Source organism: Kribbella orskensis (assembly GCF_004342085.1).
Taxonomy (GTDB): Bacteria; Actinomycetota; Actinomycetes; order Propionibacteriales; family Kribbellaceae; genus Kribbella; species Kribbella orskensis.
The window spans coordinates 73,515-90,205 of sequence record NZ_SLWM01000010.1; the positions used below are offsets into that span (position 1 = coordinate 73,515).

Genomic DNA, 16,691 nt, shown 5'->3' on the forward strand with positions numbered 1-16,691 from the left:
GGGGCCGTAGCTCATCCCGGCTGCACTCGCTGAACCGACCTGGGGTCTTCAGGGCACAGATGGGACGAATGCGTCGAACTTGACGTTGGCGGGTCGCACGCCGCGGTCGGTCAGCAGTGGGACAGTCGCCTCGATCATCGCGGGGGGACCGGCGAGGTAGGCGTCGTAGCCCTCGATGGTGGGGAAGCGGCGAGCGATCAGCTCGGTGACCAGACCAGTCTCTCCCGACCAGTCCTCCCCGTCGGCGTCGGACAGGACCGGGGTGAAGACGAGGCTGGGGATCGCCGCCGCCAACCTCTCGATCTCTTCGAGCCGGTACAGGTCTCGCCGCCGGCGCGCCCCGTACAGCAGTTCCACGTCCCGGGGCCGACCTCGACGCTCCATGTCGCGGAGTATGGACAAGAACGGCGCCAGCCCCGACCCGCCGGCGACCATCAGTACCTTGCGGTGCGACAGGCGGAGCTTGAGTTCGCCCAGCGGACCGTGCAACCGCAGCCGGTCCCCCACCGCGACCGCGGACTCGAGATACGCCGAGAAGCTGCCGCCGGGCAGTAGCTTGATGACCAGTTCGACCCGCCCGTCGTCCTGCGGGGCGTTCGCGATCGAGTAGCTGCGCACCTGGGTGGTGCCGGGGACCTCGACGTTGACGAACTGCCCCGCGCGAAACGTCATCGACGGCGGCTCCCGTAGCAGCAGGGTCAGACCGCGGATGTCGTGGGTGAGCGCGTCCACCTCGACGACCTCGGCCTCGAACGTCCCGACCTGGTCACCGGCCCGGAACTCGTCCTCTGTCAGCTCCATCGACGTCACGTCGACGACGCAGTCGGCGACCGGTCGCGACGAGCACAGCAGCACCCATCCCTCGGCGCGCTCGCCAGACGAGAGGGCGAAAGACGAGCCGCTGGTAGCCACCTCACCGTCGGCGAGAAGAGCCTTGCACGTGCCGCACCCGCCGTGACGGCACCCGTAACGGAGGAACAGCCCCTGACGCACGGCCGCCTCGAGGACCGTCTCGCCCTCCTCGCACGCGATCTCCTGCGCGAACGGCTGCACCGTCACACTGTGCGTCACGGTCTCCTCGGCGGCGGGGAGCCCGCCTGCAGTCTGGAGCGAGGTCATGAGGCGGCCAGCGGGTCCTTCACCTCGTAGCCGATCCGCCTGATGTCATCGATCGTCCAGAGCCGCTCGAGCGAGACGCTTGGCTGGCCGATCAGTGTCTTGCCGTCCGGACGGACGTAGCCGAGGTCCAAGATGACGTCGGCGAGGTCCCAGCCGTGGTATCGCTCCCAGAAGCTCCGGCGGCCGGAGTAGGCCTGCGGCCAGCGGTGGAAGGCCCAGAAGCAGCCCTCGCTGCACACGGCCAACTGCCGACCGTCGTACTCGAAGACCCGGATCTCGCTTTTGTCCGGTCGCGGCATGATGCAGGGCAGCTGGCAGACCTGGCAGAACGGAGGCAGCGACGGGAGTTCCTGGAGCATCAACCGTCCCGAGGACGGGTCCGCCATAGCGGCGTGCCCTTCCCAGAACGGACCGTACACCTCGGCCCAGCCGGGGTAGTGGGAGTCGAACCACTCCGTATCGGCGGCCCCCATCACGTCGGACCGCCAGAAGTTCAGCGGCCAGATCGCAGCCAGGGCGAGCGCCGTGCTGTGGTGGATCCACGGCACATCCTCGGCTACCTTGCCCAACCGCGTCGGTGGCTCCACGCCGAAGTCGGTGAGCTTGTCGATGTAGGAGCCGATGAAATCGTCGGCCACCCACTCCTGCCACATGTCCTTGTAACACCACGGGCGCACCACCGCGCCGTACTCGGACTGCCACCCGACCAGGGCGTCCAGACCGCGGTGGGTGTGCCAAAAGTGCCGCTCGAGAGCCTCGTTGATCAGCGGCACGTTGTTCTCGTCCTGCAGGACGGCGAACAGGGTGCCGTAGCCGTTCGCCATGTGCCGGGCCTCGTCGGACTGAATGGACAGGAACGTCGTGGCCAGCGCGTCGTCGCCGTTCGCGACCGCGGTCTCGGGCGTCGCGACCAGCAGGATGTTGGTGTACGCCGTCTCCACGACGATGTTGAGGTTGATCACCGAGTCGATGACGTCACCGGTGTTGAAGTTCTGGAACAGCGCCAACGACACGTGCCCACCGGGGTGCTGGTACAGGGCCCTCTGGGCGATGTCCCAACCGGCCGGGTCGGGCGCGTGCTCGACGTAGTAGCGGCGGAGACCCATCTCGAGTTGGGTGTGCCGCACCTCATCGAGCATCTGTGCGTAATAGCCCTGCCGAAGTTCTTGGTTGCGGATGCCCAGAGCGATCATGCCGACGCCCGCGACCGCCTGGAACTCTGCGTTGGTGAGATCGGGCAGGGTGAGCTTGAGCGCCTCCATGAATCGAGGCTCCGTCCTCTCGGCCACGCCCATCCGGAGGGCGCCGTCGAGAAACCCGTAGGTCCGGGCGTCCTTCTCCTCCTCCATCTTCACGTAGTCGCGCACCAGCATCCGGAAAGGGTCCTTGCCGGTCTTGGGGACGATGAAGCGGGTCGGGTACTTGGGCCGCGGGTCGGGGAACTCCCAGTCGTAGCTCTTCGACTTCTCGTGCACTTCCACAAGGCTCTTGGGCATGGCGAGTCCGTTCAACCGCTACTTGAATCGCTCTGGCTGGATGTCGGAGTAGATGCTTACCTTGCCGTTGGAGACGTCCATGCGTCCGTAGTAGGTGCTCATGTTCACCAGGAAGATGTCGGTGTCGATGGGGCGCCCGAGGCGCTCACTCAGCTTCTCCATGTCGAACTCGAGCACGCCTTCGGCCTCGATCTTGTAGGAGACCCCCCGGAAGCGAACTCGCGCGTCGGGCTGCTCCTCGCGGATCAGCGCTACCGCCGCCTCCGTGTCAGCGCTGGTCATCAGGGTGATGCCGATCATCTCCCGGCCGCGGTCTCTGGCTTCGTGCAAGTCTTGGGTGGCAGCCACGGTGGTTCTCCAGATCAGATAGCGAGCTCGGCGCGCATCTCGGCGGCCTCCTGGCGGACCGCCTTCAGTGCCTCGTTGGCGTCGGGGGCATCGATGCCGGGGAGGTCGAAGACTATGGAGAGGGCCTCCGCCGCGGCGTCAACAGGAGGCGTCCAGGCGTCGAGCCATTGGGTGAACACCTGACGGTTCGCGGTCCCGTGCTCGGGGTCGTTGAGCAGGGCGAGGGTCAACTCCTTGGCCGCGGTGCGGTGCCGGGCGGTGTTCCGACGGGTACCGGCGAGGATGATCGGAGTGACCGGGTCTCCGTTGCGGGGCGCCGATCTGGCCAGGAACTCGGTGGTCATCAGGTCCCCGACGAGCGGCTCGAAGATCAGGTTGATGACGGTCACGATCTCCATCCAGTCATCTGTGGTGATGATCTTCTCCAGCACTTCCCGGGTGGGGACCAGTGCCGGGTCGGTCATCCAGGCCCCGCGCGCACCGCTGTCGTCGAAGCTCGGCAAAGCGTCCTTGAGGTCGAAGGAAAGGTGGACGATGTCCTGGAGGTGCCGCATCTTGTCGGAGGCCTGGAAGGTCAGGGTGAACATCACCGAGTCCCCCAATGCCTGCCGGATCGGGTGGCAGAGGGCCATGAACAGGCCGTATTCGACGAACGGCCAGGCGGCGTAGTACTTCTCCAGCACCTGCTGCACCCACGCCGTCCGGATTCCCCCCGCAACACCTCCGGACAGGGCCTCGCCGACCAGCCGCTCCAGTGTCTGTTCCTCGTGGTTGGTGCCGGACACGTAGGGGCGGTACCACAGTTGGGCGGGATCGCGAAAACCCTCCCAGTCCGAGCTGCGGACCTCCGTCGAGAGCTCGGTGTACGGCGGACGACCGTCGTCGAAGCGCAACGGCCAGTCGACGTGAAGCCACTGCGACGGGCTGGACTGCTGGCCTATCGTGAACATCTCGTACTCGGTGGGGAGCCGGCCGGCCGGTGTGAACCAGACGAACCGACGGTTGCCCTGGAGCGGAGGTGTCTGCAACGTCATCGACTGCATCCTCTCTGCCACTCCGAGAAGGCCGGACTCCACGGAGGCCTCGAGACGGAGGCCCCGAAGCCTGGACTCTGGACGCTAGGCTTCCTCGCGGATCCGGGCACCGTCCCGTGAGGACAAAACCGTCGCGGGTCCTTGTCCGTTCAGGGCGACGGTTGATCTCTTGGAAACCGGCCAATGACGCTTCGGCAATCGCTGCGCCGCGATGACCGCACACCGCGCGCGGTGGCGCGCAAAACCCGAGGGTCGTCGTCCACGTCACTCGGGTGCCACGTGCATACCCTGGTGTGCGAGACCGGCGAGGCTCAACCCGGTCCGGGCCTCGAGCACGCTGCGCAGACCGGCCTCCTTCCGAGGCGTCTACAGATCGACCAGGTTGCTGTTTCCGGCGCGTAGCCGGGAGAGCTGGATGAAGTGGTCCGGGTTCAGGAACAACTCGTTCATCTCGCCCATCTCGTCGATGGTGATGCCCTTCCTGATCAGGTGATCGAGGTACTGGAACGCGTCCTTGGCGCCGAAGCCGACATGGTGAGCGCCCAGCAGCAGACGCGTCTTGCCGTCGTACACGCACTTCTGCATTCCGGTGAGCTCGGGCCGGGTGAACGCATACAGCATCGACCCCTCGGCGCAGGGAAGCGCGAGCTCGTCGTCGCGGATGCCCTTGGGCGGCATCTGAATGACGACCACATCGTCGTAGCGCTCCCGAGCCTCCGCCTCGGTGAGGCCGACCCACGTGACCTCGTACGTCGTGTGCAGGAAGTCGGGGTATTCGGAGAAGTCGAACTCGTACGGCTCACCCATGATGTTGCGCGCGGCGGTCATGCCGCACTTGCGCGCCTTGAACATCTCCATCGGTGCGCCGATCAGGTCGCCGATCGCGTACACCCCCGGTACCGAGGTCCGCATCCGCGAGTCGACCGTGATGAAGCCCCGGTCGTCCACCTCCACCCCGAGCACATCGACGTAGGCCGTTGTGTCGGGGCGCTCGCCCGTGCCGATGAAGACGAAATCCGTGTCGAGCGTCACCTCGGTGCCGTCGGCCCTCCGCACCCGGACCCCGGTCACCTTGCCGTTCCCGAGCACCTCGAGCGGCTCGGCACCCTCGAAGATGTCCATCCCGCGCTTCCGCATCCCGTCGATGACGTAAGTCCGCAGGTCCTCGTCGACGTGGTGCAGGCTGGCGGTGCGCATCAGCGGGCTCCGCGAGACGATCGTCGTGGGGCAGCCCGCGGCCTGGAAGAACGAGCCGTACTCGAGGGCGATCTTCGAACCGCCGATGATCACGCAGCGGGACGGCTCGTAGTCGAGTTCCTCGATCAGACTGGCGAAGTCGTACACCCCGTGCAGATCGATGCCCGGGACGTCGGGAACGTAGGTGCTCGCCCCGGTGCCGAGCACCAGGTTGCGAGCGGTGAAGCGCCGTCCTGCGACCTCCACGGTGTTGGCGTCGATCACCTCGGCCTCGGCATTGAGGATGTACTCCATCCCCAACTGCTCCTTGCTCTGCCAGTTCATGAACGCGTGCGGGTTGTTGCGGCCGGCCTTGAACAACTCGACCAGATCCCGGATCGAGGCGCGCTTCTCGTCGAACTCGCCGAACCACAGCGTGCCGGAGTTCCAGCGCATGTAGTCCATCTCCCGCGCTGCCTCCGAGAACAGATGGTGCGGCACGCAGGCCTGGTGCGGGCAGGAGCCGCCCAGGAAAGGCCACTTGTCCACCACCAGCTGGCGACCACCCCGGGCCTGCAGGTAAGCGGACCCGAAGCGCCCGCCGGCACCGCCTCCGACAAAGATCGCGTCGTACGGCGTGGGGTCGTGGTAGCGCACGTTCTCCAACGGTTCGGCGATCTCGCCCGCCTCGGCCCGGTGGATCAGCCGTTGCCACTCCCCCATGCTCAGCACGGTGTCGTGCAGGTCCATGGTGTTCTCCTCCTCGCCGGCTTCGTCGACAGCATGCGAGACGCCGACGGCCGCCGGTACGTCCTCGGGAGCCGAACTACTGCCCCACTCCCGACCCCACGGGACCATGCGCCTGAGCCGAACGCCCGGCACGGTTGAGCCATGAGCGACACGGCGAAAGAGGAAGCGATCCGGCGTGAGGTCGAGCTGGTCGTAGCCCGGGCGAGGGCCGCGCAGGCTGCGATCGCGGACTACACGCAGGAGCAGGTCGACGAACTGTGCACCGCGGTGGCCTGGGCAGTGGCTCGCCCCGATCGGGCGGATGCCTTGGCCAAGCTTGCGGTCGACGAGGGCGGCTTCGGCAACTATGCCGACAAGGTCACCAAGATCAACAAGCGAGTACTCGGCGTACTCGCCGACATGCGAACCTTGCGCACGGTGGGCGTCGTGGCCGAGGACCCCGAGCGCGGCCTGGTGAAGATCGCCAAACCTGTCGGCGTGGTGGCAGCGCTCATCCCGACCACCGGCCCGGACGCAACGCCACCGGTCAAGGCCTTGCTCGCGCTCAAGGGCCGCAATGCGATCGTCGTCGCCCCGCATCCACGGACGGTGGAAACCACGGCCGCTGTCGTGGACTACATGCGCGAGGCATGCACTCAGGTCGGCGCTCCGGCCGATCTCGTGCAACTGCTCCCTGCGCCGTCGATCGCCAAGACGCAGGAGCTGATGAGGCAGGCAGATCTCATCGTTGCCACCGGCGGTGCTGCCATGGTCAAGGCCGCCTACAGCTCCGGGACCCCGGCGTACGGCGTCGGCGTGGGCAACACGGTGCACGTCGTCGACGAAACCGCAGACCTGGATGACGCCGCAACCGCCGTCGTGACAGCGAAGACCTTCGACTACGCCACCAGCTGCCTCGCCGACAACGCACTCGTCGCCGAGGCCGGCGTGTACGACGGCTTGCTGGACCGCCTGGTCGCCGGCGGCGGTTACCTTTGCAACCCGTCGGAGAAGGCTGCGCTGCGGAAGCGGATGTGGCCGAACGGCGGGCACATCCCCTCGCCTGATGTCATCGCCAAGCCCGCAGCCACGATCGCCGAGCTCGCCGGCTTCACGATCCCCGCCGACCGCACGTTCCTGATCGTCGAAGAGGACGGTGCGGGACCCGACCACCCGTTCTCAGGAGAGAAACTCTCAGTCGTACTGGCGGCCTACCGGTACGCCGGCGGCATCGAAAAAGCTGTTGACCTCGTCAACGCCATCACCGGTTACCAGGGGCTCGGGCACACCTGCGGCATTCAGACAACCCGCGACGAGCACGTCGATGCGCTCGCGAACGGGACCCGGACGGCGCGCGTGCTGGTCAACCAGAACCTCAACGAGGGGGCAGGCAGTCCCCGCAACGGCCTGCCGTTCACGCTCAGCCTCAGCTGCGGTACGTGGGGTGGAAACGTCACCACCGAGAACGTCAATGCCCGCCACTTCGTCAACCTCACCTGGGTCTCCCGCCCGGTGGCCCCGCACCCGGTCAGCGAAGAGGAGTTGTTCGCGGCGCACTGGGAGCGGTACGGGCGCTGACGCGCCGCCTAGCTCGAAGGCTCTGGCCTAGGCCCGAAGGCTCTGGAGTGTCTGCCAGGCGCGCGTGGCGAGTTGGAGGTTGAAGTTGGTCCCCGGGTCCGTGAGATCGTGCCCCGAGATCTCGCGGATCCGCTGCAACCGGTACTTGAGGGTGCTGCGGTGCACCGACAGCGCGGCCGCCGTGGCGTCGTAACTGCCACCGCACTCCAGGTACCGGCACAAGGTATCCACCAGCTCCGAATGTTTCCGCGCGTCATACTGCAACAGCGAGCCCAGCCAGTGGCTGACGAAGCGTTCGATGGCGTCGGGATCCTCCACCTCGCAGAGGATCCGATACACGCCGAGGTCCTCGTAGCACGTTGCCCGATCGGCTCCCCGCGCGCTCTGTTGCATCTTCAACGCCAGCTGCGCCTCGCGGTACGAGCGCGGGAAGTCGCGCGGCTTCTCGCACCAGCCGCCCACGCCGACACGGCAGCGACCGCCACCGAGTTCGGTCAGGACGGCCGTCCTGAACCGCTCCCAGGAGACATCCGTGTCCGAGAGCACCACGACGGCTCCGCCCCGGGCGACCAGCAACGAGCCGACGTGCGCGTCGCGGGCAGCACGACGGACGGCATGGAAGAACGTGTCCTCGTGCTGGGTGCGCGCACGCCCCTCGACCACCACGACCCGGTGCCGGCGCTCCAGGTCGTAGCCCAGCGCCTGGGCCCGGCCGAGCGCGCTCTCCTCGTCCGTCCCGGAGAGCAGCTCCTCCACCAGGTCCCGGCGTACCCGCAGCTCCGCTTCGGCGAGGCTTCGCAGCCGGGCCAGTTCCATCGCCAGGACCGTCGCGCCGTGCTCGATCGCGATCTGTTCCTGATCTCCGGCCGCACCCGCCGGGTCCACCAGCGCCAGCACACCGAGTACGTCGGCGCCAGGGCTGGCGATCGCCACCAGCCGACCTCCCTCGCGAACCGGGCCGCCCTCGCGGAGCGCGCGACGCAGCATCTGCTCACGGCGGGCCCGGGGATCCTTCGGATACGGGTCCGGGCGGTTCGGACCGGCCCACGCCCGCAGATTCCCGTAGCGGTCCTCGACCGCGACGGGGAATCCGGTGAGCTCGTGAACCGCCCGCGCGATGCCCTCCTGACCCTCACCTGCGACCGCGACCCGGGTGAACCGATCGTGGATCTGGGTGGTCTGCTCCAAGGCACGCACCGTCTCGGCGAGCGCCGTGTTCGCGGCCCGGAGCTCCTCGGCGGTGGCCCGTTCCTTGGCATGCAGGCGGGCATTCGCCAGCGCCACCCCGGTCTGCTGCGCGAGCACCCGGCACAGGAACTGTGCGTGCGTAGAGGGTTCGTTCGCCGCCGCGGTCACGAAGTAGCCAACGTGGCCTGCCACCCCGCGCATCGGCAACGCCCACGCCCAGGGAACGCCAGGGATCGCGACGGCGCCACCGCTTCGGCCCAGGGCGGCGAGCTGGCTCTCCACACCAGCCCGAACGGTCGGGCCGGCGATCGACTGGGTCGCCGCGACCCAGCCGCGCTCGGGGAAATAGACGCCGACCAGGTGGGAGTAGCCGAACGACGGCACCGACGAACCCGCGAGGTGCACGATCTTGTCCTCGTCGCCGCTCTCCGTCATCAGCATGGAGAGCATCAGCAGGCCCTGCAGATTGGACAGCTGGTCGCGCAACTCGGCGTCGGGTCCGGCCACCGGAGGGAAGTCGACAACTTCCATCATCATGCTCGCGTAGCCAGGAACTCGTCGGGCTCGAGGTAGTACGGGTTGTCGAGCACCATGCCCCCGAGCAGCACCTTGGGATGCGTCTTGAGTACGTCGACCAGCACCTCGCCGCTGAACTGGTCGAGCTCGTAGAGACACAGGATCACCTGCGGGTACCGCGGCAGGAAGCGGTTCAGCCGCGCCTCGTACCCGACCAGCTCCTCCACCCCCGGCATCTGCCGCAGCGCCCAGGTCATCTCCCCCACCGCGCGGGCAAAGCCGAACCCGGCCGCCACCGCGCCGCCGACCGACCGGTTCCAGAATTCCAGCATCGCGTCGGCGGAGAAGGCTCCACCTTGGAGGTAGGTCTCGTCGGATCGCTGCACCTCGAGCTGATGCTGCCCGAGATACGGTCCCAGATCGACGTCGGCTCCCAGCGCGGCGAGCACGTGCTCGGGGTCGGAGGCGTCGACCACACAGACGCATTTGTCTCCGGCCTTGAGGCCCTCCTTGAGGTACGGGACGAGGATCTCGTCCCGGTCCGCCAGACTCGGATAGAAGGCGCAGATGTGGTCGCCCGGAGCGATTTGCACACCGGGGACACCGAGAGCTACGGAGCTGGGCATCATCGACATCGCCGCCTCTCTGACACAGCAGCATAGGCAGCTGCCGACCTGGTTCCTAGACCTCGCAGGACGAATCACGCGTGCGAGATCGCCCTGCGAGGACAGCTCTACGTAGCTGGGGTGGGGTGACTGTGGTTTGGCTGGTCAGGGCGTAGGTGGCGAAGTCGTCGGCTGCCGGTGACCGGGGTGCTCATGGCCGGGCCGGGACGCCGTGGGCGAAGACGAAGACAGACTCGGCGGCAGGCCCCTGATCGGGACTCTCGACGTACTCGTGGATCAGTTCATCGATCCGGGAAGCGAGCTCCTCGAGCCGCGAAGGTATCAATGTGACCAAACTCTCGGTCGAGAAGGCGGCCCTGATCCAAGCCTCGTCATACTCCTGCCGGTCCTCGAACCAGCGGCGGACTTTCGCCGCGTGATGCGCGAGGTTCGCCTCCTCGGCCGTGGCCGCGACGAGCTCACCGGCCGGATCACCAGCGGCGTCCGCGAAAGACCGGGAGTACGACGCCTTGGCGCTGCGCCACCACCGTTCGCGGCGGTTCTTCGCCAGCTCGGGCGCCTCCTCGATCACGCCCGCGGCAGCCAGAACCTTGAGATGGTGACTCACATTTCCGACCAGTTCGCCGGTCGCCTCGGCCAGCCGGGACGCGGTCGACGGGCCACCGAGGCCGAGCAGGTCGATCAGCCGGCGGCGCAACGGATGATGGATCGCGGCGACCACGGACGCGTCCGCCGACCGCCTGTTCGCAGGTGCCATGGCTGCGACGATAGCTTTCACAAGAATTCTTGCACAAGACTTCTTGTCGATTACGGATCACGCCTGAACGAATCAGCAGCAGACTGGTAGACATAACCATATCGTGAGATCGCGTCTCACGATGTAGGAATGGCAGTTGATTTGTCAGCCGATCGCGCTGAGTCTTATCACCATGCTCGCTGCCCGCTCGACACATCTCGTAGGTCGGATTCACGTCGACCTCGGTCGCATGCGCAGCGCCATCTGTTGTCCTTCGATGTTCTGACAGCCACCCCGCCGGGCCGCACGACGGCCCCTTGATCACCTGATCACCGCTGGGTGCGCACCGCGCAGACCAGATCGAATCGACGACGCTTCGAGCTCGCCTCACGCGGACGCACCTGTCTCGAGGACAAGGACACGCCCCCGATGACTGGCGTCACCTCCGTTCCCCGCAAGCCCGCCCGCCCCCGCAAGGGCAAGGGTGAAGGGCAGTGGGCGCTCGGCTACCGCGAGCCGCTCAACAAGAACGAAGAGAACAAGAAGAACGACGACGGCCTGAACGTCCGGGCCCGGATCGAGAACATCTATGCCCACCGGGGGTTCGACTCGATCGACCCCGCCGACCTGCGCGGCCGGTTCCGCTGGTGGGGGCTCTACACCCAGCGCAAGCCCGGTATCGACGGCGGCAAGACCGCGACGCTGGAGCCGGAGGAGCTGGACGACAGGTACTTCATGCTCCGGGTCCGGATCGAGGGCGGCCAGCTGAGCGCCGAGCAGTTGCGGGTGATCGCCGAGGTGTCCAGCACCTACGCGCGCGACACCGCGGACATCACCGACCGGCAGAACATCCAGCTGCACTGGATCCGAGTCGAGGACGTGCCCGCGATCTGGCAGAAGCTGGAGGCCGTCGGCCTCTACACCACCGAGGCCTGCGGTGACGTCCCGCGTGTCATCATCTCCAGCCCGGTCGCCGGGATCGCGGCGGACGAGATCATCGACCCGACGCCGGCCATCGACGACATCGTCGAGAAGTACATCGGCAGCACCGAGTTTTCCAACCTGCCGCGCAAGTTCAAGACCGCGATGACCGGTCACCCGTCCCACGACGTGGTGCCCGAGGTCAACGACATCAGCTTCGTCGGAGTGGTCCACCCCGAGCACGGCCCCGGATTCGATCTCTGGGTCGGTGGCGGCCTGTCGACCACGCCGATGCTCGCGCAGCGCGTCGGCGCCTGGATCCCGCTGGACGAGGTCCACCTGGCCTGGAAGGGCGTCGTCAGCATCTTCCGGGACTACGGGTACCGCCGCCTGCGGAACCGCGCCCGGCTGAAGTACCTGGTGGCCGACTGGGGCATCGACAAGTTCCGCGAGGTCCTGGAGAGCGACAAGTACCTCGGCCGCAAGCTGATCGACGGACCCGCGCCCGAGATCCCCGCAGTACAAGGCGATCACGTCGGCGTACACAAGCAGAAGGACGGCCGGTACTACGTGGGCGTGGCCCCCGTCGTCGGCCGAGTGGCCGGCAGCACCCTGGCGAAGGTGGCCGACGTGGTCGCCGCGCACGGCTCGGACCGGATCCGGACCACCGCGCAACAGAAGCTGATCGTGCTCGACGTCGAGGAGTCCCGGGTCGAGTCGCTGGTCCAGGAGCTCAACGACCTCGGCTTCCAGGCGCGGCCGTCGGCCTGGCGGCGCAACACGATGGCCTGCACCGGGATCGAGTTCTGCAAGCTGGCGATCGTCGAGACGAAGGCCCGCGCGGCCCAGCTGATCGACGAGCTCGAGCAGCGCATCCCCGAGCTCGACGTGCCGATCACCGTCAACGTGAACGGCTGCCCGAACTCCTGCGCCCGGATCCAGGTCGCCGACATCGGCCTGAAGGGCCAGCTGGTCCTCGATGCCGACGGCAACCAGGTGCCGGGGTACCAGGTCCATCTCGGCGGTGGGCTCGGCCTGGACGCCGGCTTCGGCCGCAAGCTGCGCGGCCACAAGGTCACCTCCGACGGGCTGGCCGACTACGTCGAGCGCGTCACCCAGAACTACCTGAAAGAGCGGTCCGAGGGCGAGCGGTTCGCCCAATGGGTCGTCCGTGCCGAGGAAGGAGCTTTGCAGTGAAGGAGCGAAGCGAGTTCACCGGAAGGTACAGCGCATCTGGTGCCTCATCGGCGCCCGGACCGAAGGGAGGACGCCGATGAGCGAAAGAGCCGCTCCGTTGTACTGCCCGTACTGCGGTGATGAGGACCTTCGTCCTTCCGAGGAGGGGCATGGCGCGTGGGAGTGCCGGCCCTGTGCACGGGTGTTCCAGCTGAAGATGATCGGACTGCGGGTGACGGTGGAATGAGTACGGACTTGAAGACGGTCGCCGAAGAGGCGAACGAACGACTAGCCGACGCCTCGGCGCTGGAAGTGCTGGCGTGGGCGCGGGAGACCTTCGGCGACGAGCTGGTGGTGACCGCATCGATGGCAGACGGGGCACTCCCCCACCTGGCGGCCGAGGCGGCTCCAGGGGTCGACGTTCTCTTCCTCGACACGGGCTACCACTTCGCCGAGACCATCGGCACCCGCGACGCCGTCGCCGCCACGCTGCCGATCAACCTGATCAACGCCACCCCGAAGCAGACCGTCGCCGAGCAGGACGCGGAGTACGGCAAGGATCTGTTCGCCAGCAACCCCGACCAGTGCTGCGCGCTACGCAAGGTCGAGCCCCTGAACCGGGTGCTGTCCGGCTACAAGGCCTGGGTCACCGGTGTACGCCGCGAGGAGGCGCCGACCCGGGCGAACACCCAGGTCGTCGAGTACGACGAGAAGCGCGACATGGTGAAGCTGAACCCGATCGCCCCCTGGACCCAGGCGGACCTGGACACCTACATCGCCGACAACGGCGTGCTGGTGAACCTGCTGCAGTACGACGGCTACCCGTCGATCGGGTGCCAGCCGTGCACCAAGCAGGTGGCTCCCGGCGAGGACCCGCGCAGTGGGCGCTGGGCCGGCCAGGGCAAGATCGAATGCGGGTTGCACACATGACCACTGTGTTCGATTCCTCCCCCACCCGACCGCCCCAGTCGATCGTGACCGAACTGGACGCCCTCGAGAGCGAGTCCATCTTCGTCTTTCGTGAGGTGGCCGCCGAGTTCGAGCGGCCGGTGATCCTGTTCTCGGGCGGCAAGGACTCCATCGTGATGCTGCACCTGGCCCGCAAGGCGTTCGCGCCGGCGCCGGTGCCGTTCACACTGCTGCACGTCGACACCGGGCACAACTTCACCGAGGTTCTCGACTACCGTGACGCGACCGTCAACGCGCTCGGGCTCCGGCTCGAGGTCGCGAAGGTCGAGGACTACCTCGCGGACGGACGTCTGCGGGAGCGCGCCGACGGGACGCGCAACCCGCTTCAGACCGTTCCGTTGCTTGACGCAATCAACGGGCACCGGTTCGACGCGGTGTTCGGTGGTGGCCGCCGAGACGAGGAGCGCGCTCGCGCCAAGGAGCGGATCTTCAGCCTGCGGGACGAGTTCGGCCAGTGGGACCCGCGCAACCAGCGCCCCGAGCTGTGGTCGCTCTACAACGGCAAGCACAAGCCGGGCGAGCACGTCCGGGTCTTCCCGCTGTCGAACTGGACCGAGCTGGACGTCTGGAACTACATCGAGCGCGAGGAGATCGCTCTCCCCAGCATCTACTACGCGCACGAGCGGGACGTGTTCGAGCGCGACGGCATGTTGCTTGCCGTCGGCCCCTACTCGCAGCCGCGCGAGGGCGAGACGGTGACGAGCCGGACGGTTCGCTACCGGACCGTCGGCGACATGTCCTGCACGGGAGCGGTCGCCAGTACTGCGTCGTCGGCGGCCGAGGTCGTCGTCGAGGTGGCGGCCAGCGAGCTCACCGAGCGCGGCGCCACCCGCGCGGACGACCGGGTCAGCGAGGCAGCGATGGAAGACCGCAAGCGAGAGGGGTACTTCTGATGAGCACTCTTCTGCGGCTCGCTACAGCAGGCTCGGTCGACGACGGCAAGTCCACTCTGGTGGGCCGGTTGCTGCACGACTGCAAGGCGATCCTCGCCGACCAGATCGCGCACGTGCAGCACGTCTCCTCCAGCCGTGGGTCCGGTGACTTCGACTTCGCCCTGCTGACCGACGGCCTGCGCGCCGAACGCGAGCAGGGCATCACGATCGACGTCGCCTACCGGTACTTCGCGACCGACAAGCGCTCGTTCATCCTGGCCGACTGCCCGGGCCATGTGCAGTACACCCGGAACACGGTGACCGGGGCGTCCACCGCGGACGTCGTGATCATCCTGGTCGACGCGCGGCACGGAGTACTGGAGCAGACCCGGCGGCACCTAGCCGTCGCCGGTCTCCTCCGGGTGCCGCACGTGGTCCTGGCGGTGAACAAGATCGACCTGGTCGGCTACGATGAGGCCGTCTTCAAGGGCATCGGCAAGGACGTCTCCCAGCTCGCTGACCAACTCGGGATCGCAGATGTCCAGGCGATCCCTGTCTCCGCGCTGGTCGGCGACAACGTCGTGGAGCGCTCCGCGGCCACCTCCTGGTACGACGGGCCGACGCTGCTGGAGTACCTGGAGAACGCGACCGGCCGCGACGACATCTCGGCCCGGCCGCTGCGCTTCCCGGTGCAGTACGTGATCCGCCCGCAGACCGATGACGAGTACCGCGACTACCGCGGCTACACCGGGACGGTTGCCTCTGGCACCGTTTCGGTCGGGGACGACGTGATCGTCCTGCCCGCCGGCCGCCGTACGTCGGTGGCGGGTATCGATCGGGCCGTCATCAGCGCGACCGGTACCGCGGTCGCCGAGCGGCCGTCCGCGGTCGCCGGTGAGGCGGTCACGGTCCGGCTCGCGGACAACCTCGACGTCGCCCGCGGCTCGGTCATCGTCGCGGCCGACTCCTCCCCCGGCACCCGCCGGGAGCTGTCGGCCACCGTGTGCTGGCTGTCGGACCGCCCGCTCGCGATCGGCGCCCGGCTGCTGATCAAGCACACCACCACTACCGCCCAGGCCATCGTCACCAAGATCAACGGCGTCCTGGACCTGGACACGCTCGGAGTCATCGACGCCACCGGGCTCGGTCTGAACGACATCGGCAAGGTGCAACTGAAGATCGCCGCACCGCTGGCCGCCGATCCGTACTCCAGCAACAACATCACCGGATCGTTCCTGCTGATCGACGCCCACGACGGGTGGACGCTGGCGGCGGGCATGATCGACGACGAAGAAGGGGAACTGCTGTGACTGCTCCAGCGCTCGTGATCCTCGCCCACGGCAGCCGCGATCCGCGTTCGGCCGCCACCGTCCACTCGCTGGTCAGCTGCCTGCGCGAGATGCGGGACGACCTGCGGATCGAAGCCTCCTTCCTCGACCACTGCCCGCCCACGCCGTTCCAGGTGATCGACAAGCTCAGTTCGGAAGGCGTCGAGGAGATCGTCATCCTCCCGCTGCTGCTGTCGACCGCCTTCCACGCCCGGGTCGACGTACCGGCCGTGGTCGACGAGGCGCGCAGCCGCTTCCCGGACTTGCGGATCATCGCCTCCGACGTCCTCGGGTACGACGACTCCCTGCTCGACGTGCTCGACCGCCGGATGCGGGCCGAGCTCAAGGACGGGCGAGTTCGCGAACTGGACGCGCTGGTGCTCGCATGCGCCGGCTCCAGCGACACCCAGGCGAACGCGGCCGTCACCCGGCTCGCGCGGCTCTGGGGTCAGCGGCACAAGCTGCCGGTGACCGCCGCCTTCACGACCGCGGCGTCGCCGAGCCCGGCCGAAGCTGTTCTCCAGTGGAGGCTCGAGGGGCGTCGTCACGTCGCTGTCGGCTCGTTCTTCCTGGCACCGGGCGTGTTGCCGGACCGCGCCGAGCAGACGGCTCGCAAGGCCGGAGCTGTCGCGGTGTCCTGCCCGCTCGGGGTGAGCGCTGAGGTGGCCCGCCTGGTCCTGCTCCGCTACGGCGTGGCCGGCCTGGACCTCCTCACCCTGGCTCCCGCCCCGCGGCCCACCCTGCTCCGCCCGGAACTGGTCCGCACAGCCTGACCAGCACCACCAACCCGCAGAACCCCGCCGGCACGCGACCCGGCGGGGTTCTCGCGTCTCCGGCCCTGACCGGGCTCCTTACGACAGCTTCAGTCGTGGAGCTAGC

Annotated in this window: 15 protein-coding genes; 7 read left to right on the forward strand and 8 right to left on the reverse strand. The window is 67.6% G+C overall.

Features of this window, described 5'->3' with window-relative positions:
* Nucleotides 1-48 precede the first annotated feature (48 nt).
* The 5 genes from EV644_RS25155 to EV644_RS25175 all read right to left on the reverse strand — a co-directional run bounded on the left by EV644_RS25155 (nt 49) and on the right by EV644_RS25175 (nt 6,031).
* Entirely contained in the window at nt 49-1,119 is a 1,071-nt protein-coding gene (locus EV644_RS25155; RefSeq protein ID WP_132191190.1) for an NADH:ubiquinone reductase (Na(+)-transporting) subunit F, read from the reverse strand.
* Complete coding sequence (locus EV644_RS25160) at nt 1,116-2,615, reverse strand: ferritin family protein (RefSeq protein WP_132191191.1); 1,500 nt, start codon at nt 2,613-2,615, stop codon at nt 1,116-1,118. The genes EV644_RS25155 and EV644_RS25160 overlap by 4 nt, the downstream gene beginning before the upstream one ends.
* Before the next feature lie 18 nt (nt 2,616-2,633).
* Nucleotides 2,634-2,963, reverse strand: coding sequence for an MmoB/DmpM family protein (locus tag EV644_RS25165; protein WP_241998732.1), 330 nt, complete (start codon nt 2,961-2,963; stop codon nt 2,634-2,636).
* A 14-nt stretch (nt 2,964-2,977) separates the two neighbouring features.
* The gene (locus EV644_RS25170) at nt 2,978-3,997 is read right to left on the reverse strand and encodes a ferritin family protein (protein WP_158292921.1); all 1,020 of its coding nucleotides are present in this window, start codon (nt 3,995-3,997) and stop codon (nt 2,978-2,980) included.
* Between the two features lie 366 nt (nt 3,998-4,363).
* Nucleotides 4,364-6,031 carry an FAD-dependent oxidoreductase gene (locus tag EV644_RS25175; RefSeq protein WP_241998734.1) on the reverse strand — a complete coding sequence of 556 codons (1,668 nt, stop codon included), beginning with the start codon at nt 6,029-6,031 and terminating at the stop codon, nt 4,364-4,366.
* A gap of 33 nt (nt 6,032-6,064) precedes the next feature.
* Between EV644_RS25175 and EV644_RS25180 the strand changes: the two genes are divergently transcribed.
* On the forward strand, nt 6,065-7,480 hold the full coding sequence (locus EV644_RS25180) for an aldehyde dehydrogenase family protein (RefSeq protein ID WP_132191193.1): 1,416 nt from the start codon (nt 6,065-6,067) through the stop codon (nt 7,478-7,480).
* A gap of 27 nt (nt 7,481-7,507) precedes the next feature.
* Here EV644_RS25180 and EV644_RS25185 read toward each other — a convergent pair whose 3' ends face one another.
* The 3 genes from EV644_RS25185 to EV644_RS25195 form a co-directional block, all read right to left on the reverse strand.
* Nucleotides 7,508-9,205 carry a PucR family transcriptional regulator gene (locus tag EV644_RS25185; protein ID WP_241998736.1) on the reverse strand — a complete coding sequence of 566 codons (1,698 nt, stop codon included), beginning with the start codon at nt 9,203-9,205 and terminating at the stop codon, nt 7,508-7,510.
* Nucleotides 9,202-9,777 (reverse strand): MEDS domain-containing protein, encoded by a 576-nt coding sequence (locus EV644_RS25190; RefSeq protein ID WP_241998738.1) that lies wholly within the window; start codon nt 9,775-9,777, stop codon nt 9,202-9,204. The genes EV644_RS25185 and EV644_RS25190 overlap by 4 nt, the downstream gene beginning before the upstream one ends.
* 223 nt (nt 9,778-10,000) lie before the next feature.
* Entirely contained in the window at nt 10,001-10,567 is a 567-nt protein-coding gene (locus tag EV644_RS25195) for a winged helix-turn-helix domain-containing protein (protein ID WP_132191194.1), read from the reverse strand.
* Nucleotides 10,568-10,975: 408 nt separating this feature from the next.
* Between EV644_RS25195 and EV644_RS25200 the strand changes: the two genes are divergently transcribed.
* The 6 genes from EV644_RS25200 (at nt 10,976) to EV644_RS25220 (ending at nt 16,585) form a co-directional block, all read left to right on the forward strand.
* A complete protein-coding gene (locus tag EV644_RS25200; RefSeq protein ID WP_132191195.1) occupies nt 10,976-12,664 on the forward strand; it encodes a nitrite/sulfite reductase in 1,689 nt (562 codons plus the stop codon).
* 76 nt (nt 12,665-12,740) lie between these two features.
* Nucleotides 12,741-12,890, forward strand: coding sequence for a hypothetical protein (locus EV644_RS45530; protein WP_166665480.1), 150 nt, complete (start codon nt 12,741-12,743; stop codon nt 12,888-12,890).
* Nucleotides 12,887-13,573 (forward strand): phosphoadenylyl-sulfate reductase, encoded by a 687-nt coding sequence (locus EV644_RS25205; RefSeq protein ID WP_132191196.1) that lies wholly within the window; start codon nt 12,887-12,889, stop codon nt 13,571-13,573. Before EV644_RS45530 ends, EV644_RS25205 begins: the two co-directional genes overlap by 4 nt.
* Nucleotides 13,570-14,505: a sulfate adenylyltransferase subunit CysD gene (gene cysD / locus EV644_RS25210; RefSeq protein WP_132191197.1), complete on the forward strand. Its 936-nt coding sequence runs from the start codon at nt 13,570-13,572 to the stop codon at nt 14,503-14,505. The genes EV644_RS25205 and cysD overlap by 4 nt, the downstream gene beginning before the upstream one ends.
* Entirely contained in the window at nt 14,505-15,794 is a 1,290-nt protein-coding gene (locus EV644_RS25215) for a sulfate adenylyltransferase subunit 1 (RefSeq protein ID WP_132191198.1), read from the forward strand. The genes cysD and EV644_RS25215 overlap by 1 nt, the downstream gene beginning before the upstream one ends.
* Entirely contained in the window at nt 15,791-16,585 is a 795-nt protein-coding gene (locus EV644_RS25220) for a sirohydrochlorin chelatase (RefSeq protein ID WP_132191199.1), read from the forward strand. Before EV644_RS25215 ends, EV644_RS25220 begins: the two co-directional genes overlap by 4 nt.
* Nucleotides 16,586-16,691 lie beyond the last annotated feature (106 nt).